Origin of the sequence: Streptomyces sp. NPDC020362 (genome assembly GCF_040642095.1) — a bacterium.
Lineage (GTDB): Bacteria > Actinomycetota > Actinomycetes > Streptomycetales > Streptomycetaceae > Streptomyces.
On the sequence record NZ_JBFAET010000146.1, the window covers coordinates 1 to 22,596 of the forward strand.

21 protein-coding genes and 2 pseudogenes are annotated in these 22,596 nt (G+C 69.5%); 11 read left to right on the forward strand and 12 right to left on the reverse strand.

The window, feature by feature from the left end; translation table 11 throughout:
- The 3 genes from AB0H32_RS34680 to AB0H32_RS34690 form a co-directional block, all read left to right on the forward strand.
- Positions 1–2,079: RHS repeat-associated core domain-containing protein (locus AB0H32_RS34680; protein ID WP_361129148.1), on the forward strand; the 2,079-nt coding region annotated here is incomplete at its 5' end.
- 124 nt (positions 2,080–2,203) lie between these two features.
- A complete protein-coding gene (locus AB0H32_RS34685) occupies positions 2,204–2,554 on the forward strand; it encodes a hypothetical protein (RefSeq protein WP_361129151.1) in 351 nt (116 codons plus the stop codon).
- A 174-nt stretch (positions 2,555–2,728) separates the two neighbouring features.
- Positions 2,729–3,127, forward strand: a complete 399-nt coding sequence (locus AB0H32_RS34690) for a hypothetical protein (protein WP_361129154.1) — start codon at positions 2,729–2,731, stop codon at positions 3,125–3,127.
- Positions 3,128–3,239: 112 nt separating this feature from the next.
- Here AB0H32_RS34690 and AB0H32_RS34695 read toward each other — a convergent pair.
- Together AB0H32_RS34695 and AB0H32_RS34700 are read right to left on the reverse strand one after the other, a co-directional pair.
- Positions 3,240–3,890 (reverse strand): annotated as a pseudogene (locus tag AB0H32_RS34695) (hypothetical protein); the annotation flags it as partial.
- A 4-nt stretch (positions 3,891–3,894) separates the two neighbouring features.
- Positions 3,895–4,302, reverse strand: a complete 408-nt coding sequence (locus AB0H32_RS34700) for an ATP-binding protein (protein WP_361129156.1) — start codon at positions 4,300–4,302, stop codon at positions 3,895–3,897.
- 203 nt (positions 4,303–4,505) lie between these two features.
- Between AB0H32_RS34700 and AB0H32_RS34705 the strand changes: the two are divergent.
- Both AB0H32_RS34705 and AB0H32_RS34710 read left to right on the forward strand, forming a co-directional pair.
- Positions 4,506–5,359: pseudogene (locus AB0H32_RS34705) on the forward strand (helix-turn-helix transcriptional regulator).
- Positions 5,360–5,368: 9 nt separating this feature from the next.
- On the forward strand, positions 5,369–5,593 hold the full coding sequence (locus AB0H32_RS34710) for a DUF397 domain-containing protein (RefSeq protein WP_361129159.1): 225 nt from the start codon (positions 5,369–5,371) through the stop codon (positions 5,591–5,593).
- A gap of 159 nt (positions 5,594–5,752) precedes the next feature.
- On the opposite strand, the gene AB0H32_RS34715 is transcribed toward AB0H32_RS34710, so the two are convergent.
- The 6 genes from AB0H32_RS34715 to AB0H32_RS34740 form a co-directional block, all read right to left on the reverse strand.
- Positions 5,753–6,871, reverse strand: a complete 1,119-nt coding sequence (locus tag AB0H32_RS34715; protein WP_361129162.1) for a PP2C family protein-serine/threonine phosphatase — start codon at positions 6,869–6,871, stop codon at positions 5,753–5,755.
- A gap of 178 nt (positions 6,872–7,049) precedes the next feature.
- Positions 7,050–7,976 (reverse strand): dihydrodipicolinate synthase family protein, encoded by a 927-nt coding sequence (locus AB0H32_RS34720; protein ID WP_361129165.1) that lies wholly within the window; start codon positions 7,974–7,976, stop codon positions 7,050–7,052.
- A complete protein-coding gene (locus tag AB0H32_RS34725; RefSeq protein WP_361129168.1) occupies positions 7,973–9,019 on the reverse strand; it encodes an ABC transporter ATP-binding protein in 1,047 nt (348 codons plus the stop codon). Before AB0H32_RS34725 ends, AB0H32_RS34720 begins: the two co-directional genes overlap by 4 nt.
- The gene (locus AB0H32_RS34730) at positions 9,016–10,989 is read right to left on the reverse strand and encodes a dipeptide/oligopeptide/nickel ABC transporter permease/ATP-binding protein (RefSeq protein ID WP_361129171.1); all 1,974 of its coding nucleotides are present in this window, start codon (positions 10,987–10,989) and stop codon (positions 9,016–9,018) included. The genes AB0H32_RS34725 and AB0H32_RS34730 overlap by 4 nt, the downstream gene beginning before the upstream one ends.
- Entirely contained in the window at positions 10,989–11,945 is a 957-nt protein-coding gene (locus AB0H32_RS34735; RefSeq protein ID WP_361129173.1) for an ABC transporter permease, read from the reverse strand. Before AB0H32_RS34735 ends, AB0H32_RS34730 begins: the two co-directional genes overlap by 1 nt.
- Before the next feature lie 4 nt (positions 11,946–11,949).
- Positions 11,950–13,581 (reverse strand): ABC transporter substrate-binding protein, encoded by a 1,632-nt coding sequence (locus AB0H32_RS34740; protein ID WP_361129176.1) that lies wholly within the window; start codon positions 13,579–13,581, stop codon positions 11,950–11,952.
- Between the two features lie 290 nt (positions 13,582–13,871).
- On the opposite strand from AB0H32_RS34740, the gene AB0H32_RS34745 reads away from it, so the two are divergent.
- From AB0H32_RS34745 to AB0H32_RS34765, 5 genes are all read left to right on the forward strand, one after another.
- Positions 13,872–14,087 (forward strand): hypothetical protein, encoded by a 216-nt coding sequence (locus AB0H32_RS34745; RefSeq protein WP_361129179.1) that lies wholly within the window; start codon positions 13,872–13,874, stop codon positions 14,085–14,087.
- Positions 14,088–14,243: 156 nt separating this feature from the next.
- Complete coding sequence (gene recO, locus AB0H32_RS34750; protein WP_361129182.1) at positions 14,244–14,990, forward strand: DNA repair protein RecO; 747 nt, start codon at positions 14,244–14,246, stop codon at positions 14,988–14,990.
- Between the two features lie 20 nt (positions 14,991–15,010).
- Complete coding sequence (locus AB0H32_RS34755; protein ID WP_361129185.1) at positions 15,011–15,859, forward strand: isoprenyl transferase; 849 nt, start codon at positions 15,011–15,013, stop codon at positions 15,857–15,859.
- Positions 15,860–15,899: 40 nt separating this feature from the next.
- Positions 15,900–17,225 carry a histidine-type phosphatase gene (locus AB0H32_RS34760; RefSeq protein ID WP_361129188.1) on the forward strand — a complete coding sequence of 442 codons (1,326 nt, stop codon included), beginning with the start codon at positions 15,900–15,902 and terminating at the stop codon, positions 17,223–17,225.
- A 24-nt stretch (positions 17,226–17,249) separates the two neighbouring features.
- Positions 17,250–17,783: a YcxB family protein gene (locus AB0H32_RS34765; RefSeq protein WP_361129191.1), complete on the forward strand. Its 534-nt coding sequence runs from the start codon at positions 17,250–17,252 to the stop codon at positions 17,781–17,783.
- 3 nt (positions 17,784–17,786) lie between these two features.
- Here AB0H32_RS34765 and AB0H32_RS34770 read toward each other — a convergent pair whose 3' ends face one another.
- From AB0H32_RS34770 to AB0H32_RS34785, 4 genes are all read right to left on the reverse strand, one after another.
- Positions 17,787–18,203 carry a transcriptional repressor gene (locus AB0H32_RS34770; RefSeq protein ID WP_361129194.1) on the reverse strand — a complete coding sequence of 139 codons (417 nt, stop codon included), beginning with the start codon at positions 18,201–18,203 and terminating at the stop codon, positions 17,787–17,789.
- 103 nt (positions 18,204–18,306) lie between these two features.
- Entirely contained in the window at positions 18,307–19,209 is a 903-nt protein-coding gene (locus AB0H32_RS34775; RefSeq protein WP_361129197.1) for a metal ABC transporter permease, read from the reverse strand.
- Positions 19,209–19,976 carry a metal ABC transporter ATP-binding protein gene (locus AB0H32_RS34780; RefSeq protein ID WP_361129200.1) on the reverse strand — a complete coding sequence of 256 codons (768 nt, stop codon included), beginning with the start codon at positions 19,974–19,976 and terminating at the stop codon, positions 19,209–19,211. The genes AB0H32_RS34775 and AB0H32_RS34780 overlap by 1 nt, the downstream gene beginning before the upstream one ends.
- Positions 19,977–19,996: 20 nt before the next feature.
- On the reverse strand, positions 19,997–20,956 hold the full coding sequence (locus tag AB0H32_RS34785; RefSeq protein ID WP_361129203.1) for a metal ABC transporter substrate-binding protein: 960 nt from the start codon (positions 20,954–20,956) through the stop codon (positions 19,997–19,999).
- A gap of 162 nt (positions 20,957–21,118) precedes the next feature.
- Here AB0H32_RS34785 and AB0H32_RS34790 point away from each other — a divergent pair, with 162 nt between their 5' ends.
- A complete protein-coding gene (locus AB0H32_RS34790) occupies positions 21,119–22,501 on the forward strand; it encodes a glycine--tRNA ligase (protein WP_361129206.1) in 1,383 nt (460 codons plus the stop codon).
- Positions 22,502–22,596 lie beyond the last annotated feature (95 nt).

A 22,596-nucleotide genomic window follows, 5' to 3' on the forward strand; every position in this document is an offset into this window, starting at 1 on the left:
GTCTCCCGCTTCGAGTACACCCACTTCGACCTGCTGGCCGCCCGCACGGGCCCCGACGGGGTCCGCTACGAGTTCGACCACGACATGGAACTGCGCCTGACGAAGGTCACGAACCCGCAGGGCCTGGCATGGACGTACGAGTACGACGCGGCGGGCCATCTGGTGACAGAGACGGACTTCGACGACCGTACTCTCACCTACACGCACGATGCGGCCGGCCGCCTCGCTTCGCGTAGAAACGTTCTCGGTGAGGTGGTGTCCTTCGAGCGCAACGAACTGGGCCGGGTGACTCGCAAGGACGCGGTCGGCCAGGTCACGACGTACGCATACGACCTCACCGACCAGCTGGCACAGGCAACGGGCTCTGACGGCACCACCCTCACCCTCCTGCGCGACCGCCACGGCCGCCTGCACTCGGAGACGGTCGACGGCCGCACACTGAGCTACACGTACGACGCCCTGGGCCGCCGCACCGGCCGCACCACCCCCAGCGGCACCACCACCACCTGGTCGTACGACGCCACCGGCCGCCGCACCGGCATGGTCGCCTCGGGCCGCGCCATCGACTTCACCTACGACGAGGCAGGCCGCGAACTGTCCCGCCACATAGGCGAGACGGTCACGCTGGAGCACGCCTTCGACACGCTGGGCCGCCTGACCAGCCAGTCGGTGACCGGGGCGGAGGGCCGCGCGATGCAACACCGGGCGTACACCTACCGTGCCGACGGCAACCTCATCGGCATCGATGACCAGCTCTCCGGCTCCCGCCGCTTCGACCTGGACGCGACGGGACGGGTGACGGCGGTCCACGCGGCGGGCTGGACGGAACGGTACGCGTACGACGAGGCGGGCAACCAGACCCAGGCGAGCTGGCCGACCGATCACCCCGGCCAGGAGGCAGTCGGCCCCCGTACATACACGGGCACCCGCATCACGCGCGCCGGAAACGTCCGCTACGAACACGACGCCCTCGGCCGCATCACCATCCGCCAGAAGACCCGTCTGTCCCGTAAGCCCGACACCTGGCGCTACGCATGGGACGCCGAGGACCGTCTGACGTCAGTGGTTACGCCTGACGGCACCCGCTGGCGCTACACCTACGACCCGCTGGGCCGCCGCACCGCGAAGCTCCGCCTCGCGGCCGACGGCGAGACAGTCGTGGAGCGGGTCGACTTCACCTGGGACGGCACCACCCTCTTCGAACAGACCACGACGTCGCCCGACCTCCCCAACCCAGTCACCCTCACCTGGGACCACCAGGGCCTACGTCCCCTGGCCCAGACAGAACGCATCACCGCGGCCGACGCCCCGCAGGACGAGATCGACTCCCGCTTCTTCGCCATCGTCACGGATCTCGTCGGCACCCCCAGCGAGCTCATCGACGAACACGGCGACATCGCTTGGCACACGCGAAGCACCCTGTGGGGAACGACGGCATGGGCGGCCAACAGCACGGCGTACACACCCCTGCGCTTCCCGGGCCAGTACTACGACCCCGAAACCGGGCTTCATTACAACTACTTCCGCCACTACGACCCCCAAACCGCTCGATACCTCACCCCCGACCCACTGGGTCTCACCCCGGCGCCCAATCCTGCCACCTACGTCCACAACCCCCATACTTGGTCCGATCCTCACGGACTCAGCCCATACCCTCAAGGCGAAGAGAGCAATCCTTTCGAGAAGCGTGAGGACGCGGAGAAAGCAGCCTTTGGAATCGCTGGCGTCCCTTACGGAGAAGAGCCGGTCGCCGAATGGGTCGTCACGGGCGAAAAGGACTATAAGCATGTGCCTGGGTACATCTACTCGCCGGACCGGACGCATTGGGGAAACTTCCGGCAATTCGAAACGGAAAGCGGATCACGCGTGATTGTTGAGCACACTCACGACCCGAAGGGGCCACACTTTCACGCCGGAAAACCGAAGATCGACGACACGAGGAATTTTGTCAACTTCGGATGGGACAACTACAAGGTGATGCGACCGGACGGTACTTCGGGCTACCCGGAAAATATGGAGAGGTACGCCAAGATGAACAAACCGGGCGGCGATCATCACTTCTTCTATAAGGGCAACTAATCGCCATGGTTGGCTAGAGAGGTTGGATATGCTAATGGGTCACAGGCAGCAGGGCTGGCGAGAGAACCTGGAGCGCTGCGGTCTTCGGGTTGTTGAGGGCGCGGGACCTCGTGACGCTCCGCCGGTGAGCGCAGCCATCTATGCCGTGACGGGATTTGAGGTTCAGCCGACTGCTGTCGTGCTTACTTCCTCCTCCCGCGCCGCTGATGAGCTGGACGAGAAGTGGCATCACTACGCTTCGGTAAGTTCAGTCTATGACAGCAAGGGCGAGTTCCTCATCCTCCCACCCGTATCGGGTGGAAGCGAGATCGGCTGGGTAGGAGTCGCCGACCCGATCGGGGAGCACCTGCCTTCACGCATTGCCGCTGTCACCGGTTCACCCGAATTCCTCGCCGTTTCGCCTGATGGCCGTCACCTGTGTGCCGTATCCGTCGAAGAAGACGAATACTGGGTCGTGCAGCATGAATTCTCGTGAGGCTGATCATTCATCACCTTCCCTGGCTGGGGTAGACGTAGAAAAGCAGGAACTGTCAACGTTTCGGGAAGCTCTGGCGAAGGTAAATAGAGAGAACGGAAAGTCTCATGTCGTTCGCGCCACACCCGCTGGTTAGAGGGCTGGGGGCAAGCAACTGTGTCGTGGACATCTTTCGTGATCAACCCGGAGAGCATCACTCGTATCTATCAGGGCGCCGCGCCTGGAGTTCGAGATCCCGGTGGAGAAGCTCGATCGATTCAACGAGCTGAATCAGGGGCGGCGCAGCTGGACTTCCATATTCGGAGGGCCAAAATGACGTTTCGCAATCATCAGGAGCTTGACGTAACCGTGGTCGCGGTGGCCCCTGTGGGGGCGAAGGTCGATGCCAACGGCGAGACCGGGTTCATCGATCAGGTGAAGCATCCCTCCTGGTGGGATCAGAGCACCGCACCGCCTCAGGTCGGAGATCGGCTGCATGTCGTCGTCCTCGACGCCAGCCGAGAGCCGCCCCGGCTCAGCGCACTTGAAGGTGACATCGACATTGCGCGGCGGCTGCGGGATGTCGATGCGTGAAGGCAGACCGGGTGGGCCACCGCGTCACCCCCACGGTCATCGGCGAGGTCCCCGACTGTCACGCGGAAGTACGACACCGACGAAGAAGCAGGTGGCCCTTGCTGCCACGCCCTCACTCCCTGGCGAACAACTCCGTCGCCTCCGTGGCGTGTACTGCCCGCTGGGCCCAGGCCTCGAACTGGTCCAGGTCTGTGCACGCCTCCACGCGCTCACGGACAGCGTCCGTCACCTGAATGCCACGCCACTCCAGGATGTGGAGGACCATCTCGGCCTTGGCCTCGACCCGGCCCTGTTCCAGGCCTTGCTCCAGTCCCTGCTCTCGGCCCTCTTCGCGCACTTGCTCTGCGAGCGGGTGTCGCCAGAAGTACTGGATCGCCGTCATCAGGTCCCTCCGCATCTGCTTCGCCTGGGGGTCGGCCAGGCATGAGTCGACGAACTGCACGAAGACCGCGGCACTGTCGGGGTCGATGGTCCGCAGGTCGGATGCCAGCGATTCCCGTATGGCGGCGGCACCCGGGCCACGCCCGTGTGTCATCGCCGAGAGCACCGCAAGGGGTACGTCCCGCTCCGCCTGCCTCTCGTCCGCGATCACCGGCACGTTGTCGGGACCGAGTACGAGTGGCCGTACCGTCAGGGAGTACCAGCCGGGGAAGCCGAGCTGGATGGGCTGTGCGGCTCAGCGCGCCGTGGTGCTGCTCTGGGTGATGACGATGACCACCGGCTCGCAGCGGTACTCCTCGTACGGGTAGGAGAGGTAGTGCGGCGAGCTACGCCGCCGCAAGTTCGCACCACACGTACTTGCCCCGGTTCCCGAACCTCGCCGACGGCTGCCACCCCCACTGCTCCGCACACGCCAGCACCAGCCCCAATCCCCGGCCCGCCTCCTCCAACTCCCCCGTCGGCTCCAACGGTTGGGGTGGCTCCGGCGGTCCGGGGTCCGTGTCCCACGCCCCGATCCACACCACCCCCTCCGGCGTCCGGCGGACCCTGAGCGCAGCGGGTCCCTTCGTGTGGCGTACGGCGTTCGAGACCAGCTCCGCCGCCAGCAGCTCCGCCGTGTCCACCAGACCGGTCAACCCGTGCAGGGTCAGGATCAGACGCAGAGTACGGCGACAGACCGTGACCGCTCTCAGGTCGTTCGGGATGTAGAGGGTGTAGTCCCAGGTTTCGGGCATGCGTCAACTCCGTTCAGGGGGAGGGGGTTTCGCGTGCGGTGGCATTGCCGCAGTCGTCGTGGCAGGACGGCGCGGTGCGCTTCCGTAGCGTGTGCTTCGCGTCACTGACAGTAGAGCGAAAATTTTTCCTCGCGCAAGCGGGTCGCGTAATCTGACCCCCGAACGAGGCATGTCGGCACAGCCGTTGAAAGCCGGGAGCGCACATGGCACCGAGAAGCCAACCCACGGCACGGCAGGTGCGGCTGGGCACCGAGCTGCGCAGGCTGCGAGAAGCGGCCGGCCTGAAGGCCCGTGAGGTGGCCGGGTTGCTCAGTTCCACCTCGGCCCAGATGAGCCAGGTCGAAGCGGGGTTCGCGGGCGTCAGCGAGGAACGAGTGCGTCGCCTCGCCGCCCACTACGCCTGCGCCGACGAGGCGTTGCTCGAAGCCCTGGTTGTGATGGTGACCGACCGCACGCAGGGCTGGTGGGAGGAATATCGAGGAGTACTCCCGCCGGTGTTTTCGGACGTCGCCGAGATCGAGCATCACGGCACGTTCCTCCGTGAGGTCGTCACCAGCCATGTGCCAGGACTGCTCCAGACCCCGGACTACGCCCGCGCCGTCTTCGGCTACATGATCCCCGAGCTGCCCGAGAGCGAGCTGCAGCCCCGCGTCGAGCATCGGATGAGGCGCCGGTCCGTACTGGAACGGGACGTCCCGATCCCTTACGAGACGATCGTCCACGAGGCGGCGCTGCGTATCCTCGTCTCGGATCGTCGTACCGCTCGTGCACAGCTCCTGGAGGTGCTGCGCGCGATCGAGGACGGACGGGCGCAGCGGTGCGTGTCATCCCGTTGGCGAGGGAGGGGTTCGCCGGGGCCGGGATCGAGATGATGTTCGTGGGTGGGCCGCTGCCACAGCTGGATACCGTGCTGCGCGACGCTCCGCACGGCACCGCTTTCATCGATGCCGAATCTCAGCTGGCGCGCTTCCGGGCCATGCTCAATAAGGTGGGAAAGGCAGCACTGCAGCCCGTGGAATCACGGGACTTCATCCACCGCCTGACGAAGGAAGTCTGAGGCCCTCACATGACCCAGGCCGCCCGCTGGCAGAAGTCGTCGTACTCCGGCGGAGGCGACGGCAACACATGCGTCGAGATCGCGCACATGGACACCCACATATCCGTCCGCGACTCCAAGGCCCCAGCCAGAGCCACCCTCACCTTCCCCGCCGCATCCTTCACCCCCTTCATAGAGGCCCTGAAGGAACTTCGCCCCACGGCGGCGAGCGCCCCCACGTCCACCTGCCTCTAGCCGGGCCGCAGTGGCCGTCGGTGGCGAGGACGAGGTCGTAGCCGTGCGTGAGCGCGCTGCGGCTGGTGGAGCGACGCAGTACTCGGCGGCGAAGCCGGTGACGACCACGCGTTCGTCGGCGGGTTCGTCCGGGATGCCGGTCGGAGCCTCGTCCCAGGATCACAGGCTCGGGCGCCGCCGGGCGACGAGGGCGGCGATGTCGTCGTCGAGCTCGCCGCCGCTGTAGGCGATCAGGTCGCGGTGGAGATGGTCGAGGAGCTGGTGGGGCGCCTCGCCGCTCCATGACCGGATGCGTTCGGCGAGGGGGTAGAAGGCGCCGGAGCGGTCGCGGGTCTCGGTGACCCCGTCGGTGTACAGCAGGAGCTGGTCCCCGGGGTGGAAGGGGGCGAGGTCGACGTGGTACCCGTCGTTCACCAGGTCGCCCAGGTTGAGCGGCGGCGAGGGGGCGGCGGGCTGCAGCTCCCGTACCTCGCCGCGGTGCAGCAGCAGCGGGGGCGGGTGGCCGCAGGTGACGATCCGGACGACCGGTTCGTCGTCCGGGATCTCGGCGAGGAGCGCGGTGGCGAAACGTTCAACGATCTCCGAGCCCGGGATCTCCGGGTACTTGGAGGCGTTGCGGCTCACGCTCGTCTCCAGGCGGCACGCGAGGTGGGGCAGGTCGGGCGCGTCGTGGGCGGCCTCGCGGAAGGCGCTGAGCAGCATCGCCGCCGCCTGCATCGCGAGCAGGCCTTTGCCGCGCACGTCGCCGATGAGCAGCCGTACGCCGTGCGGGGTGCGTATCGCCTCGTACAGGTCGCCGCCGATCCGGGCTTCCGCCGCAGCGGCCAGGTACAGGCTCTCGAGTGTGACGTGACCGAGGTGCCGCGGTATCGGGTGCAGCACCGCCAGCTGGGCGGTCTCTGCCACTGAGCGGACCTGAACCAGCTGATGGGCGCGTCGGTCCAGCAGACGGTTGAAGAAGATGGCGAATGCCGCAATCACGACGAGGCTGGCCAGCTCGGAGTAGGCGGTCGCATCCTGCAGCGCGTCGAAGTCCGCCATCAGGCCGAGGAAGATGCCGCACGCGCCCACTCCGGTGAGCACGGTCCCCCATAGGGGCAGCAGCGCGGCGCCGGAAATCATGGCTGTGGCGAGGAAGGCGTCCGGCCTGACCGCGCGGGGCGTGAAGAGGCCGATGGCCAGGCCGATGAACAGCAGCAGAGCAGGCAGGAGGGACAGCAGCCTGCCCCGCACGCCACCGCTGTGCGGGACTCCGCGTTCCTCAGGAGACCTCGCCATCATGCCGCTCCCCAAGGTCACACAGGTCGAGTGCAGCGCAGGTCCGGAAGTCAGGCCACCGATTTGGGTAATTTTATCGCTTTTCGCCTGTAGTCCATAAGCATCGCGTGAGCGGTGGTGACGCACGGGCATCACCGGGGTGCCGGCAGCAAGGGCCTGCCGATCCGGACGAAGCCGCCTAGAGCAATCCCGCCCCTGCCAGGAATTTCCCCACCTTCGCCACCTCGTCGCCCGACAGAGGCACCTGCGGCTCCGCCGTCACCGGGCAGTCGATGATCCCGCGCAGGTGCAGCGCCGTCTTGAACGCCCCGATCGCCGACGAGCTGCCGCCCATTCGCGCGGGGTCGCCCACGCCGACCATGCCGAACAGCGTGCACAGCCGCTCCTGTTCGCTCCGGGCGACCTCCCAGTCGCCCGCCCGGGCGGCCCGGTAGAGGCGGACGTACCCGTGCGGATCTACGTTGCCGAGGCCCGGCACCACGCCGTCGGCACCGAGCGCGAGGGCCGAGTCGACGATCAGTTCGGAGCCGGTCAGTGCGCTGAAGCCGGAGTGGGCGCGGGCGCCGGTGACGACCTCGCGGAAGGCGGCCAGGTCCCCGCTGGAGTCCTTCAGCCCCGCCAGCACACCGTCGGAGGCGAGCCCCAGCACCAGCTCGGGCGGGAGCTTGGTGTGCACGGCGACGGGGATGTCGTAGGCGATCACCGGGACCGGGCTCGCGGCCGCGATCCGGCGGTAGTGGTGGACGATCTCCGAGGGATGGGTGCGGGCGTAGAAGGGGGCGGTGACGACGACGGCCTCGGCGCCCGCCGCGGTGACGGCGCGGACATGGTCCAGGACGCGAGGGGTGGTCATGTCGATGGCACCGGCGAGGACGGGCAGCCGGCCGGCCACATGGCCGACGACCGCCTCGACCACCAGCCCGCGCTGCCGGTCCGTCAGGAAGGCCGCCTCGGAGGTCGAGCCGAGCAGGAAGAGTCCGTGCACCCCGGCCTCGACCAGGTGGTCGACCAGGCGGAGCAGGGAGGGCACGTCCACCTCGCGGTCCGGTGTCAGGGGCGTACAGACGGGCGGGACGACACCGGTGAGCGGGGCGGAGAAAGTCATTCGGTGCTCCGGGGCAGGCTCTGGCGGGCCAGGTCGCGGGTCGACTGGTCCTCCTGCACAGGATGGTGGCAGCGGTAGCGGTGTCCGGGCTGCGACGCGGCCGAGAAGCCCGGCATCGAACCCGCACAGACCTCGTCGGCCTTCCAGCAGCGGGTGCGGAAGGGGCAGCCGCTCGGTGGCCGGGTCGCCGAGGGCACCGGGCCGGTCAGCGGGATCGGGTCGATGGGGTCCAGCAGACCGGGAGTGGCCGAGAACAGGGCCCGGGTGTACGGGTGCCGGGCCTGGTCGGTGACCCGGCCGGCCGGGGTCTCCTCCACGATCCGGCCCAGGTACATGGTGATCACCCGGTCGCTCATCCGCCGTACCGTCTGGATGTCGTGAGAGACGAACACCAGGGCGAGGCCGAGGCGTTCCTTCAGGTCCAGGAGGAGGTTGAGGATCTGGGCGCGGACCGACACGTCCAGGGCGCTGGTCGGCTCGTCGGCCACGACGAGGCCCGGGTCGAGGGCGAGTGCGCGCGCGATGGCCACGCGCTGGCGCTGCCCGCCGGAGAGCTGTCCGGGCAGTGCGTCGGCCAGGACCCGGGGGAGACCGACCAGGGCCATCAACTCCCGGACGCGGTCCTCTCGTTCGGCCCGGCTGCCGCGTCCGTGGACGTCCAGCGGGTCGCGCAGGATGCGGCGTACCGTCAGCCTGCGGTTCAGTGCGGTCGAGGGGTCCTGGAAGATCATGCCGGTGCCCGCGCCGACCGTGGCCCGGCGTTCGGCCGGCGGCATCGACCACAGGTCTCGGCCCCGGTACGACACCGTCCCCGAGGCCGGCCGCTGGATGCCCACCAGCACCCGCGCCAGCGTCGACTTCCCGCACCCCGACTCGCCGACCACTCCGACCGTCTCGCCCGGCGCCACGGTGAGACCGGCGCCGGTGAGCGCGTACACCCGGTCGCGGGTGAACACGCCGCCGCCGCGGGCCTTGTGGACGACATGGGCGTCCCGCACTTCCACGACAGCGGTCCCGGTACGGTCCTCCACGACAGCGGTCACTGCACGGCCTCGCTCTCCGCCGACGTCGGCTGCACCGCCGGGTGGTGGCAGGCGGTCGTGTGCGTGGCCGGGCCGGTGAGGACGGGCGCGGTGGTGTGGCACGCCTCGGTCGCCAGCGGGCAGCGGTCGGCGAACCGGCAGCCCGCGGGGAAGTCGGCGGGGGCCGGCACGACCCCCTGGATCTGCGTCATCCGTTCGTCGGCCGACTCCAGCGAGAGCACACTGCCGAGCAGCCCGCGCGTGTAGTGGTGGGCCGGCGCCTCCACCAGATCGGCGGTCACGCCCGACTCCACGATCTGCCCGCCGTACATCACCACCACCCGGTCGGTGACGTCGGCGACCAGTGCCAGGTCGTGCGAGACCAGGACCAGCGCGAAGCCCAGTTCCGCGCGCAGCCGCAGCAGCAGCTCCATCACCTGGGCCTGCACGGTGACGTCCAGGGCGGTCGTCGGCTCGTCGGCGACGATCAGTGCGGGGTCGCGGGAGAGTGCCATGGCGATCAGGACCCGCTGGCGCTGGCCGCCGGACAGCTCGTGCGGGTAGCTGCGCAGGGTGCGCTCGGGGTCGAGACCGACCAGCGAGAGGAGTTCGTGCGGGGTGCGGCGGCCGCCGCGCCGCACGAGCTGCTTGAGCTGGGCGCGGATGGTCATCGCCGGGTTCAGCGAGGACAGGGCGTCCTGGTAGACCATCGCCATCTCGTGGCCGAGCAGCCGGCGCCGTACCCGCATCGGCTCGGCGAGCAGGTCCCGCTGGTGGAAGCGGACCTGGCCGTGCACCCGGGCGCCCCGGGGCTGCAGCCCCATGACCGTGAGCGCGGTCAGCGACTTGCCGCAGCCCGACTCGCCCACCAGACCCAGCACCTCGCCCGGGTGCACCTCGAAGCTCACGCCGTCGACGATGTCCACGCCCCGGTGCCGTCCGGGGAAGCCGATGGCGAGGTTCTCCACCGCGAGCACCGGCTGCCCGCCGGGCGCGGGGCGCGGACGGGCCCGGGCGCGCAGCCGCCCGGCGGCCTCGGCCAGGCCGGGCAGCGGGAGCACCTCGCCGGTGCCGGCCTCCGGCGCCTCCGGACGGTCCTCGGGCACCGCCACCTCGCGGGCGGCCGGGGCGGCCCAGGCGTCCGAGACGCCCTCGGAGAGGATGTTCAGGGACAGGACGGTCAGCAGCATGAGCAGCCCGGGGAACACGGTCGCCCACCAGCCGCCGGTCAGCACCATGTTCTTGCCGTCGGCGATGACGCTGCCCCACGAGGGGTCCGGGGGCCGCACGCCCGCGCCGATGAAGGACAGCGACGCCTCGAAGACGATGGCCTCGGCGACCTGGACCGTACAGAACACCAGCACCGGGGCGGCACAGTTGACGGCCACGTGCCGCAGCACGATGTGCGGGGTGCGGGCGCCGATCACGCGTTCCGCGGTGACGTAGTCCTCGCCGTACTGGTCGAGGACGTTGGCCCGCACCACCCGGGCGACCGGCGGGGTGAACAGGAACGCGATCGCGCAGATCAGCACGGTGATCCCGCCGCCGAAGACGGCGACCAGCACGGCCGCGAGCGCGATGCCCGGGAACGCCATCACCACGTCCAGGCAGCGCATCAGCGTCTCGTCGACCCCTTTGCGCGAGGTGGCGGCGAGCGCACCGACGACCGCGCCCACCACCAGCGCGAGCGCGGTCGCGCCGAGCCCGATCGCCAGCGACCAGCGGGCGCCGTACATCAGCCGGCTGAGGATGTCCCGGCCGAGGCTGTCCTGGCCCATCCAGTGACCGGCGGACGGGTGTCCCGTGCCGTCGACCGGGTCCTGCTGGTCGAGCGGGTCGTGCGGGGCGAGCACGGGCGCGAGGACGGCGACCAGGACCACGACGGCCAGGAAGCAGAAGGCGGCCTTCGACAGCAGCGGCAGCCGGCGCCGGCCGCGCAGCCGGACGCCGGGCCGGGAGAGCCGCTCGGCGAGGCTCGCGCGCGTGACCATCAGGCCGCCCTCAGACGTGGGTTGACCAGCAGATAGAGGATGTCGATGACGAGGTTGACGACGACGAACCCGGTGGCCGTGGTCAGCACGACCCCCTGGACCACGGCCGGGTCGCCGTTCTGTACGGCGTCGATCATCAGCTTGCCCATGCCGGGCAGCGAGAAGATCGTCTCGATGACGACCGCGCCGCCGAGGAGATAGCCGACCCTCAGGCCCAGCACGGTCAGCGGGTTGACGAGCGCGTTGCGCAGCACGTTCCGGCCGACCACCACCCGCGGCGGCAGCCCGCTGCCGATCGCGGTGCGCACATAGTCCTTGTCCAGCTCCTCCACCACGGACGTGCGCACGATCCGGGTCAGCTGGGCGGCCACCGGCAGGGACAGCGCGAACGCGGGCAGAGCCATGGTCTTGAGCCACCCGGTGAAGGAGTCGGCCGGGTTGATGTAGCCGCCGGTCGGGAACCAGCCGCGGTCCACCGCCAGGTACTGGATCATCAGCAGCGCCAGCCAGAAGCCGGGGGCCGCGACCCCGATCAGGGAGACGATCCGGATGACCTGGTCCGGCAGCCGGTCCCGGTGGACGGCGGCGGTGACTCCACCCGCCAGCGCCAGCACCACCGCGATGCCGAGGCCGAGGAAGGTCAGCTGGAGGGTGAGCGGCAGCGCGGTGGTGACCTGGTCGACGACCGGCGCCCGGGTCAGGGCGCTGGTGCCCAGGTCGCCGTGGACCAGGGCGCCGACGAAATGGACGTACCGCACCGGCAGCGGGTCCAGCAGGCCGTTGCGCTCCCGGAAGTCGTGCAGTTGCTGCGGGGTCGGGTTCGCGCCCTGGAAGAACGCGGACGCCGGGTCGACGTCGGAGAACCGCATCACCAGGAACACGAACAGCACGATCCCGAGCAGCAGCGGCACGAGCAGGGCGACGCGGCGCAGCAGGATCCGTACGACGGCCGTCATACCGCTAGGCCCACGCGGCCCGGAGCAGGTTGATGCCCGGGTACGGCTGCGGCCTTATACCGCTGAGCCTGCGCGGGTTCCAGGCCGTCATCAGCTCGTTGTGGACGACCGGATAGAGCACGGCCTGCTCGGCGACGACGTCGATGTAGTCCTGGACCATCGCCTTCTTCTTCTCCGGGTCCGGCTCCCGGGCCGCCCGGTCCATGTCCCGGAAGAGCTGCTTGGCGACGGGGTTGCCGGCCCACCGGGTGTAGCCCATCCACAGGTTGTCGGGCCCGTAGTTGTAATGCATGATCAGATCGGCGTCGAGCCCGAACTGATTGGGGTTGGAGGCAGCGGCGACCACCTGGTAGTCCTGCTTCTGGTCCATCTTGGTGAACACCGCCGTGGTCTCCTGCGGGGCCAGGGTCGTCTCGACGCCGATCGCGTCCCAGGAGGACTTGATGGTCGGCAGGCAGTCCACGATCCAGCTGACGTTCACGGCGAGGATCTCGACCTTCAGCCCCTTGACCCCCGCGGCCCTCAGCAGGGCCTTCGCCTTCGCCGGGTCGTGGTCGTAGACCGTCTTGGCCCGCCGGTGGCTGGGGTTGCCGTCGTTGAGGAACGAGGACGCCGGTCTGCCGTGCCCCTTCAGCGCGACCTGCACCATCTTCTCGGAGTCGATGGCGTAGTGCAGCGCCTGGCGCACGCGCACGTCGTCGAAGGGCTTGTGCTTCGTGTTGAACATCAGGAACAGGTTGTTCATCCCGGCTCCGCCCGCCACCTTCATGCCGCCCTGCTCCAGGCGGGCGATGTTGGCGTAGGGGATGTTGTCGGCGATCTGCGCGCCCGCACCGCTCCCGGAGATCTTCGCCACGCGGGGCGCCGCGTCCACGATCGTCAGCCAGTTCATCCGCTTGAAGGCCGGCTTGCGCGGCCCGTTGTAGGCGGCGAACGCCTCGAAGGTGGTGTTCGACTTCGGGTGGTGCGCGGTCTGCCGGTACGGCCCCGAGCCCACCGCAAGACCCTTGATCGCGTCGTCCCAGGCGCCCGGCCGGGAGAACACGTGCTTCGGCATGACCTTGGCCAGCGTGAGCCGCGCGAGCCCGTCCGGGAAGGGGTACTTGAGCACCAGCTCGACCGTCCGGGCGTCGGCCTTCCGCGCCTGCTCCAGCCAGCTGACGAAGAAGCCCTTGGCGAGGGTCTGGGTCTTCGGGTCGAGGATCCGGTCGAAGACGAAGACGACGTCGTCCGCGGTGACGGGCCTGCCGTCGTGGAAGGTCGCACCGGGGCGCAGGGTGAACCGCCAGACCGTGGCGTTCGGGTCCTTCGGCACCTCGGTGGCGAGCGCCGGGTACGGCACCCGGGAGATCGGGTCGGTGTCGAGCAGCCCCTCGTAGATGTGGTTGTTGGCGGCCATGGCGAACGCGGACGCCGTCTGCGTCGGATCCCAGCTGCCGTCGTTGCCGTACCCGATCACCGCGGTCAGCGTGCGGTCCTTGCCGCCTCCGCTCCCGGTGTCGTTCGTGGACTGCGGACCGGCGGAGCAGCCCGCCAGCGCCGGCGGAAGGACGGCGGCCGCGCCCAGCGCCCCCGTGTACGTCAGGAACGAGCGGCGGCGCGGTGCCGGCACGTCGTGGGTCACGTCGTCGCGCACGGTTCCTCCAGCGAGGTCGGGGGGAGGGGAGGTACGACGTCCTACGTCCGGTTCGGTAGCGCGACCATAGGAAAGCCCGTGGGGGCGGTCAAGAGATCACACACGAATGGCGTAGCCGCCACAGGTCGCACCAATGGCGGGGCGAAAGGGCAGCACACGGGCGCGAGTTGGCGCGGCTCGGCGGCCGGGCGCGCGGGCAGAGTCCGCGCCGAGTTTAGGCACGCTGGGCCACCAGTGGCATGCGAAGCGTGAAATTGCCGGGGGCAGGGGAGCCACCGGAGGTGGACGCGATGAAACTTCCGGTCGGCTCCTGCGCCGTCGACACCCGTACCGGCCTCCTCGGCATCGTCATGGGGTACGAAGGGCCGTACGTGCAGCTGCGGCCGTACGGCGGCGGCCGGGAGTGGGACGCCAGGCCGGAGGCCGTCCGCCGGGCCACCCCGGCCGAGAGGCTGAGCGCGGCGACGGCCCACGCCAACGCACGCAGCCGGGGCGAGGTGCCTTGAAGGGGCGAGGTGTCCTGAAGGGGCGAGGTGTGTTGAAGGGGCGAGGTGTCCTGAAGAAAGGCCCGCGGCCCCGGGACGCGGCCCGGGCGGGCAGAATGGAGCCATGAGTCTGTTCCGCGACGACGGCATCGTGCTGCGCACCCGTGAGGTGCGGCCGTGAGCCTCTTCCGGGACGACGGGATCGTCCTGCGCACCCAGAAGCTGGGAGAAGCGGACCGGATCATCACGCTGCTCACGCGGGGGCACGGGCGGGTGCGGGCCGTGGCGCGCGGGGTGCGGCGGACCAAATCGAAGTTCGGGGCCCGGCTGGAGCCGTTCTCCCACGTCGACGTGCAGTTCTTCGCGCGGGGCAGTGAGCTGGTCGGGCGCGGGCTGCCGCTGTGCACACAGAGTGAGACCATCGCTCCGTACGGTGGCGGGATCGTGGCCGACTACGCCCGGTACACCGCAGGCACCGCCATGCTGGAGACGGCCGAGCGGTTCACGGACCACGAGGGCGAGCCGGCCGTACAGCAGTACCTGCTGCTCGTCGGCGCCCTGCGCACCCTCGCCCGCGGCGAGCACGCCCCGCACCTCGTCCTGGACGCCTTCCTGCTGCGCTCGCTCGCCGTCAACGGTTACGCGCCCAGCTTCGGCGACTGCGCCAAATGCGGCATGCCCGGACCCAACCGCTTCTTCTCGGTCGCCTCCGGCGGCTCCGTCTGCGTCGACTGCCGGGTGCCGGGCAGTGTCGTACCCTCCCCGCAGACCCTGGTACTGCTCGGCGCGCTGCTTACGGGAGACTGGGAGACGGCGGACGCGTGCGAGGCGCGCTACGTCCGGGAGGGCAGCGGGCTGGTGTCCGCCTACCTGCACTGGCATCTGGAGCGCGGGCTGCGCTCGCTCCGGTACGTGGAAAAGTGAGCAAGGGAGACGAGAAACACATGGTCGTTCGCGGGTTCCTGGGGCGTCAGCGGCGCGAGTACAGGGCGCCGGAGCCCCACCCGTCCGGCGCCCGCCCGCCCAAGCTCCCCGGCGAGCTGGTCCCGAACCACGTGGCGATCGTCATGGACGGCAACGGTCGCTGGGCCAAGGAGCGCGGGCTGCCGCGCACCGAGGGCCACAAGGTCGGTGCCGAGCGCGTGCTCGACGTGCTCCAGGGTTCCATCGAGATCGGCGTCCGCAACATCTCCCTGTACGCCTTCTCCACCGAGAACTGGAAGCGCTCGCCCGACGAGGTGCGCTTCCTGATGAACTTCAACCGCGACTTCATCCGCAAGACCCGCGACCAGCTCGACGCACTCGGTATCCGGGTGCGCTGGGTGGGCCGCATGCCCAAGCTGTGGAAGTCGGTCGCCAAGGAACTCCAGATCGCCCAGGAGCAGACCAAGGGCAACGACCTGCTCACCCTCTACTTCTGCATGAACTACGGCGGCCGCGCCGAGATCGCCGACGCCGCCCAGGCGCTGGCCGAGGACGTGAAGGCGGGCCGCCTCGACCCGTCCAAGGTCAACGAGAAGACCCTGGCGAAGTACCTCTACTACCCGGACATGCCGGACGTCGACCTGTTCCTGCGCCCCAGCGGCGAGCAGCGCACCTCCAACTACCTGCTCTGGCAGAGCGCTTACGCCGAGATGGTCTTCCAGGACGTGCTGTGGCCCGACTTCGACCGCCGTGACCTGTGGCGGGCGTGCGTCGAGTTCGCCTCCCGCGACCGGCGCTTCGGCGGGGCGATCCCGAACGAGGAACTCCTCGCCATGGAGGCCGACATGAAGGGCGAGTCCACCTCGTAGCCACCGGCGGTTCACGCGGGCCGCCGAGGATGCGGGACTCATGAGACGTCTCACGCCCGCTCTCGCCCTCGGCGCCCTGCTGCTCACCGCGCTGCCCGCGCACGCCGCCGACGCCCCCGTGCACCGGGACTCCTACGGCACCAAGGCGCCCTACGCGCCCGAGCAGAACCCGCGCACCTACCAGCGGCCCCCGGCCGGTTTCGTCCCCGTCTTCACCGAGAACGTCTCCCGGCACGGCTCCCGCTCCGCGACCGGCAGCGAGGACGGCGACCTGATCCTCGCCCTGTGGGACAAGGCCGAGTCCGAGGGTCAACTCACCCGCAGGGGCCAGGAGTTCGGGCCGACGGTGCGGGCCCTGCAGGCGGCCATGGACGAGGTCGGTTACGGCAACCTCAGCGGCCGGGGCAGGCAGGAGCTGAAGGACACGGCCGTGCGCATGGAGCAGCGGCTGCCGTCCCTGTTCGCGACGATCGCCGCGCAGGGCGAGAAGATCGACGTGGTCAGCTCCGGCCAGGGCCGGGCCGTCGACAGCGGCACCGCGTTCACGGACGCCCTCGCCGACGCCGACCCGGCGCTGAAGCCGCTGATCGGGCCCGCCCGCACCGACAAGGACCTGCTGTACTTCCACAGGGCGGCGGGCGGTGCGGCCTACCGCGACTACATCGCGCACGACCAGCGCCTCGCGGACACGCTGAAGTCGATCACCGATCAGCCGCGGACGCACCGGACCGCCCGCAGCGTCCTGCGGGGGCTGTTCAAGGACGCCTTCGTCGGGCAGATCGCCGACCAGGTCGGCGCCGCCCAGGCCGTCTACAACCTGTACGCCATCGCCCCGGCCATGAGCGAGGAGAGCCCTGAGGGCGAGGGCTGGGGCATGGAGCGGTACATCTCCCGCTCCGACGCCGCCTGGTTCGGGTACCTGAGCGACGTCGAGGACTTCTACGAGAAGGGCCCCGGCTTCGCCGACAGCGACATCACGTACAAGATGGCCGGCGTCCTGCTGGACGACTTCTTCGAGCAGGCCGAGGCCAAGCAGCACGGCACCGGCGACCTCGGCGCCGAGCTGCGCTTCACCCACGCCGAGGAGATCATCCCGCTGGCGGCACTGATGGGACTGCCGGGCAGCACACGGCCGGCGACGCCGGGGGAGCCGTACACGTACGCCGGAAACCCCTGGCGCGGCGCCTCGGTGTCCCCGCTGGGCGCGAACATCCAGTGGGACGTCTTCCGCAAGGGCGACCGCTTCCTGGTCCGGATGCTCTACAACGAGAAGGAGACGGCCTTCAGGACCGGCTGCCGCCCGATCGCCGAGGGCAGCACGTTCTACGACCTGGACGAACTGGAGCGCTGCTTCGGGCGTGGCTGAAAGCTGCCGGTACGATCCCGCCTCATGGTCATGAACATGGGGCGGGACGCCGAACAGGGCGTGGTCGAGCTGGCGTACCGGCCGACCGGGGGGGACTACACGGGGGCGCTGCGGGAGCGCAGGCGGTTCAACCGGGCGGGGCGGGTGCAGAAGGCGGTCCTGGTCCTGCTGGCCGTCGCCTGGGTGCTGAGCGCAGGGGTCGCGGTGTCCGGGGGAGACGTCGACTGGTTCCTGCTGGTCTACCTGCCTCTGCTCACGGGACTGCTGCTCCTCTTGCCCCAGATGCAGGCCCGCCAGCTCATGAAGGTCGCCGTGCGCAACGGGGTGTACCGCGTGACCGTCACGGATGCCGGGATGTCGATGTCCACCGACAACAGCACGGCGTCGGTCAACTGGGCCGCCCAGCCCCGCTACCGGGAGACCAAGGACGCCTTCCTCACCTTCAGCGAGGACAAGAACGCCACCTGCTTCACCGTGCTGCCCAAGCGCGGCGTGCAGAACCCTGCCGACGTGGACAGGCTGCGGGAGATCCTCGACCGCAACCTGACCCGGGCCTGAGCGTCAGTTTCCGGCGGAGGCGCACTCCGCGCACGTACCGAAGATCTCCACGGTGTGCGCCACGTTGACGTACCCGTGCTCCACCGCGATCGCCTCTGCCCACTTCTCCACGGCCGGGCCCTCGACCTCGACCGCCTTGCCGCAGGAGCGGCAGACGAGGTGGTGGTGGTGTTCGCCGGAGGAGCAGCGGCGGTAGACGGACTCGCCTTCGGAGGTGCGCAGGACGTCGACCTCGCCGGCGTCGGCGAGGGACTGGAGAGTGCGGTAGACCGTGGTCAGGCCGACCGAGTCGCCCTTGTGCTTGAGCATGTCGTGCAGTTCCTGCGCGCTGCGGAACTCGTCGACCTCGTCCAGGGCCGCCGCCACAGCGGCCCGCTGCCGGGTGGCGCGGCCCTTCACGGGCGGTCCAGCGGTCGTCACCGGTTGCCTCCTTGGATGGCTCGTTCGCCTGCGGAGCGCCTGTCTCCCCGGGCTCACGTCTCGCGTCTGCCCGGGCCATTCTGCCAGCCCGGGCCGTGAGCGGTCAGACGCCGACCTCGTCGGCAGCCTCCCGGGTGGCTGGAAGCGAGCACTCCGCGGGGTCGCCCGCGGGCTGTGCCGCGGCGGCCGCGCGGGCGCGTCGGCGGGCCAGCGGGGTGGCCACGGCGGTGAGGACGACGAACGCGCCGATGGTCAGCAGGACGATCGTCGCACCGGGCGGAACGTCCTGGTAGAAGGACGTGATCGCGCCGCCGACCGACACGGTGACACCGATGGCGACGGCGATCGCGAAGGTCGCGGCGAAGCTGCGGGTGAGCTGCTGCGCGGCGGCGACCGGTACGACCATGAGCGCGGAGACCAGGATCAGACCGACCACCCGCATGGCGACGGTCACCGTGACGGCCGCGGTGACCGCGACGAGCAGGTTCATGGCGCGCACCGGCAACCCCGTGACCCGCGCGAACTCCTCGTCCTGGCTGACCGCGAACAGCTGGCGGCGCAGCCCGAGGGTCACGGCGGCCACGAACGCGGCGAGGATCACGATGGCGGTCACGTCCGAGGGGGCGACCGTCGACAGCGAGCCGAACAGGTACGACATCAGGTTGGCGTTGGAGCCGCCCGGCGCGATGTTGACGAACATCACGCCGCCGGCCATGCCGCCGTAGAAGAGCATCGCCAGGGCGATGTCGCCGCGTGCCTTGCCGTACCAGCGGATCAGTTCCATCAGGACCGAGCCGAGCGCGGAGACGGCCGTGGCCATCCACACCGGCGAGGCATGCAGCAGGAAGCCGAGACCGACACCGGTCATCGCCACGTGCCCGATGCCGTCGCCCATCAGGGGCTGGCGGCGCTGGACCAGGTAGATGCCGATCGCGGGCGCGGTGATGCCGACCAGGACGGCCGCGATGAGCGCCCGCTGCATGAAGGCGTAGTTCAGGAGGTCCATCAGCTCAGCAGTCCCGTGCGGATCGGTTCGGCGCCCGCGGGTGCGTGCGGGTGTACGTGGTCGTGGCCGGGCAGGGCATGCTGGCCGACCGCCCGTGGCGGCGGGCCGTCGTGCACGACACAGCCGTCGCGCAGGACGACGGCCCGGTCGATCAGCGGCTCCAGCGGGCCCAGTTCGTGCAGGACGAGCAGGACCGTCGCACCGGACGCGACCTGCTCGCGGAGCGTGTGGGCGAGCACCTCCTGGCTGGCCAGGTCGACGCCCGCCATCGGCTCGTCCATGATCAGCAGCTCCGGCCCGGCGGCCAGGGCGCGGGCGATCAGCACCCGTTGGTGCTGGCCGCCGGAGAGCGCGGTCACCGAGTCCTTGGCACGGTCCGCCATGCCGACCAGCTCCAGGGCCCGGTGCACGGCCTCGCGGTCCGCCCTGCGGAAGAGGCCGAAGCGGGTGCGGGCCAGGCGGCCCGAGGAGACGATCTCGGTCACCGTGGCGGGGACCCCGCCCGCGGCCGTGGTGCGCTGCGGTACGTAGCCCACGCGCCCCCACTCCTTGAAGCTGCGGCGCGGGGTGCCGAACAGCTCGATCGTGCCGCCGCTCACCGGCACCTGGCCGATGATGCTGCGCACCGCCGTCGACTTGCCGGAGCCGTTCGCGCCGAGCAGCGCGACGACCTCGCCGGCGCGCACGGTCAGGTCGATGCCGCGCAGCACCGGGCGCGAGCCCAGCTCTGCCCGCACCCCGCGCATGGTTATGACGGGCTCGCCCATGGTGTCGTCCTCCGTGCCGGTCACTGGGCGCCCAGCGCCTGCTGGAGCGCCTTGAGGTTGGCTTCCTGGACCGAGAAGTAGTCCTTGCCCCGGGACTTGGCCGTGATGCCCTCGATCGGGTCGAGGACGTCCGTCTTCAGACCCGTGTCACCCGCGATCGTCTTCGCGGTCTTGTCGCTGACCAGCGTCTCGTAGAAGACGGTGGTGACCCCGTCGGCCCTGGCCATGTTCTCCAGGTCCTTCACGCGCACGGCGCTGGGCTCGGACTCGGGGTCGAGGCCGTTGATGGCCTCCTCGGTGAGGCCGTAGCGCTCGGCGAGGTAGCCGAAGGCGGCGTGCGTGGTGATGAAGACCTTGGTCCTGGTGTGCGCGAGGCCGTCCTTGAACTGTTCGTCCAGGCCGTGCAGCCTGTTCACGAGGGCCGTGGTGTTCTTCCGGTAGTCCGCCGCGTGCTCGGGGTCGGCCTTCTCGAAGGCCTTGCCGACGCCCTCGGCGACCTGGGCGTAGCGCACCGGGTCGAGCCAGAGGTGCGGGTCCTTGCCGCCGGACTCCTCGCCCTGGTGCGTGTCGTGCGCGGCCGCGTGGCCGCCGACCTCGTTGCCGTGCTGCTCCAGTGTGGTCAGGGAGGCCGCGTCGATCTTCGTCTTCACCGAGGACTGGGCCACCGCGTCGTCGACGGAGGGCTGGAGGCTCTTCAGGTACAGGACCGCGTCGGACTCCTGGAGGCCGGCGATCTGCTGCGGGCTGATCTCCAGGTCGTGCGGCTCCTGGCCGGGGGAGGTGAGCGTGGTGACGTGGACGTGACTGCCGCCGATCCGCTCGGCGAGGAAGGCCATCGGGTAGAACGAGGCGACGACGTCGAACTTGCTGGTGTTGGCCGCTACGGCGGAGCCACCGGAACAGGCGGTGAGGGAGCCGAGCCCGAGGGCGGTGACCGCGGTCGCAGCGGCCGCGGGTATGAGGCGTCGTCGTACGTTCATGACAGTCATTTTCAACAAACATGGAAACCGTTGTCAACAACCCTGGTGGGAGGCCGGAGAGAGGGGGGCCGATTTGGCCGAGGGGGAGCCTGCGCCGGTAACCTGAATCATTCGCTGGAAGCATCTCGCTTCAACGCCCGTCGACGTAATGAAGAGAGCACCGTGGCCGCCGACAAGATCGACACCATCGTCAGCCTGAGCAAGCGCCGTGGCTTCGTTTTCCCGTGCAGTGAGATCTACGGCGGACAGCGTGCCGCCTGGGACTACGGACCGCTGGGTGTCGAGCTCAAGGAGAACATCAAGCGTCAGTGGTGGCGCTACATGGTGACGTCGCGCGAGGACGTCGTCGGTATCGACTCGTCCGTGATCCTTGCCTCCGAGGTCTGGGTCGCCTCCGGTCACGTCGCCACCTTCACGGACCCGCTGACCGAGTGCACCGCCTGTCACAAGCGGTTCCGTGCCGACCACCTGGAAGAGGCGTACGAGGAGAAGAAGGGCCGCGCCCCGGAGAACGGCCTGGCCGACATCAACTGCCCGAACTGCGGCAACAAGGGCCAGTTCACCGAGCCCAAGCAGTTCTCGGGTCTCCTCTCCACCCACCTCGGCCCGACCCAGGACTCCGGCTCCGTCGCCTACCTGCGTCCCGAGACCGCCCAGGGCATCTTCACCAACTTCGCCCAGGTGCAGACCACCTCGCGACGCAAGCCGCCGTTCGGCATCGCGCAGATGGGCAAGTCCTTCCGCAACGAGATCACGCCCGGCAACTTCATCTTCCGCACCCGCGAGTTCGAGCAGATGGAGATGGAGTTCTTCGTCAAGCCGGGCGAGGACGAGAAGTGGCAGGAGTACTGGATGGAGCAGCGCTGGAACTGGTACACCGGCCTGGGTCTGCGCACTGAGAACATGCGCTGGTACGAGCACCCGAAGGAGAAGCTCTCCCACTACTCCAAGCGCACCGCCGACATCGAGTACCGCTTCCAGTTCGGCGGCAGCGAGTGGGGCGAGCTGGAGGGTGTCGCGAACCGGACGGACTACGACCTGGGCGCGCACTCGAAGGCTTCGGGCCAGGACCTGTCGTACTTCGACCAGGAGGCCGGCGAGCGCTGGACCCCGTACGTCATCGAGCCCGCGGCCGGTGTCGGCCGCACCATGCTGGCCTTCCTGCTCGACGCCTACGTCGAGGACGAGGCGCCGAACGCCAAGGGCAAGATGGAGAAGCGGACGGTGCTGCGCCTCGACCACCGTCTGGCCCCGGTGAAGGTCGCGGTGCTCCCGCTGTCCCGCAACCCCGAGCTGTCCCCGAAGGCCAAGGGGCTCGCCCAGGCGCTGCGCCAGAACTGGAACATCGAGTTCGACGACGCCGGTGCCATCGGCCGCCGTTACCGCCGTCAGGACGAGATCGGTACGCCGTACTGCGTGACCGTCGACTTCGACACGCTCGAGGACAACGCGGTGACCGTGCGTGAGCGGGACTCGATGAAGCAGGAGCGGGTGTCTCTCGACCAGATCGAGGGGTACCTCGCCAGCCGTCTGCTGGGCTGCTGAGGTCTGCTGCGCCCGACGTCCGGGGGCCCTGCCCCCCCCTCCACGTGATCGCAGCGCTGCTGGTGACCGGATTGGCCACCCACATGATCACCGGA

Coding starts and splice junctions, on each gene's coding strand:
- AB0H32_RS34700 (WP_361129156.1), bottom strand. CDS start 4,302: ATGCCCGAAACCTGGGACTACACCCTCTACATCCCGAACGACCTGAGA.
- AB0H32_RS34710 (WP_361129159.1), top strand. CDS start 5,369: ATGACCCAGGCCGCCCGCTGGCAGAAGTCGTCGTACTCCGGCGGAGGC.
- AB0H32_RS34715 (WP_361129162.1), bottom strand. CDS start 6,871: ATGGCGAGGTCTCCTGAGGAACGCGGAGTCCCGCACAGCGGTGGCGTG.
- AB0H32_RS34720 (WP_361129165.1), bottom strand. CDS start 7,976: ATGACTTTCTCCGCCCCGCTCACCGGTGTCGTCCCGCCCGTCTGTACG.
- AB0H32_RS34730 (WP_361129171.1), bottom strand. CDS start 10,989: ATGGTCACGCGCGCGAGCCTCGCCGAGCGGCTCTCCCGGCCCGGCGTC.
- AB0H32_RS34735 (WP_361129173.1), bottom strand. CDS start 11,945: ATGACGGCCGTCGTACGGATCCTGCTGCGCCGCGTCGCCCTGCTCGTG.
- AB0H32_RS34745 (WP_361129179.1), top strand. CDS start 13,872: ATGAAACTTCCGGTCGGCTCCTGCGCCGTCGACACCCGTACCGGCCTC.
- AB0H32_RS34755 (WP_361129185.1), top strand. CDS start 15,011: ATGGTCGTTCGCGGGTTCCTGGGGCGTCAGCGGCGCGAGTACAGGGCG.
- AB0H32_RS34760 (WP_361129188.1), top strand. CDS start 15,900: ATGAGACGTCTCACGCCCGCTCTCGCCCTCGGCGCCCTGCTGCTCACC.
- AB0H32_RS34765 (WP_361129191.1), top strand. CDS start 17,250: ATGGTCATGAACATGGGGCGGGACGCCGAACAGGGCGTGGTCGAGCTG.
- AB0H32_RS34775 (WP_361129197.1), bottom strand. CDS start 19,209: ATGGACCTCCTGAACTACGCCTTCATGCAGCGGGCGCTCATCGCGGCC.
- AB0H32_RS34780 (WP_361129200.1), bottom strand. CDS start 19,976: ATGGGCGAGCCCGTCATAACCATGCGCGGGGTGCGGGCAGAGCTGGGC.
- AB0H32_RS34785 (WP_361129203.1), bottom strand. CDS start 20,956: ATGAACGTACGACGACGCCTCATACCCGCGGCCGCTGCGACCGCGGTC.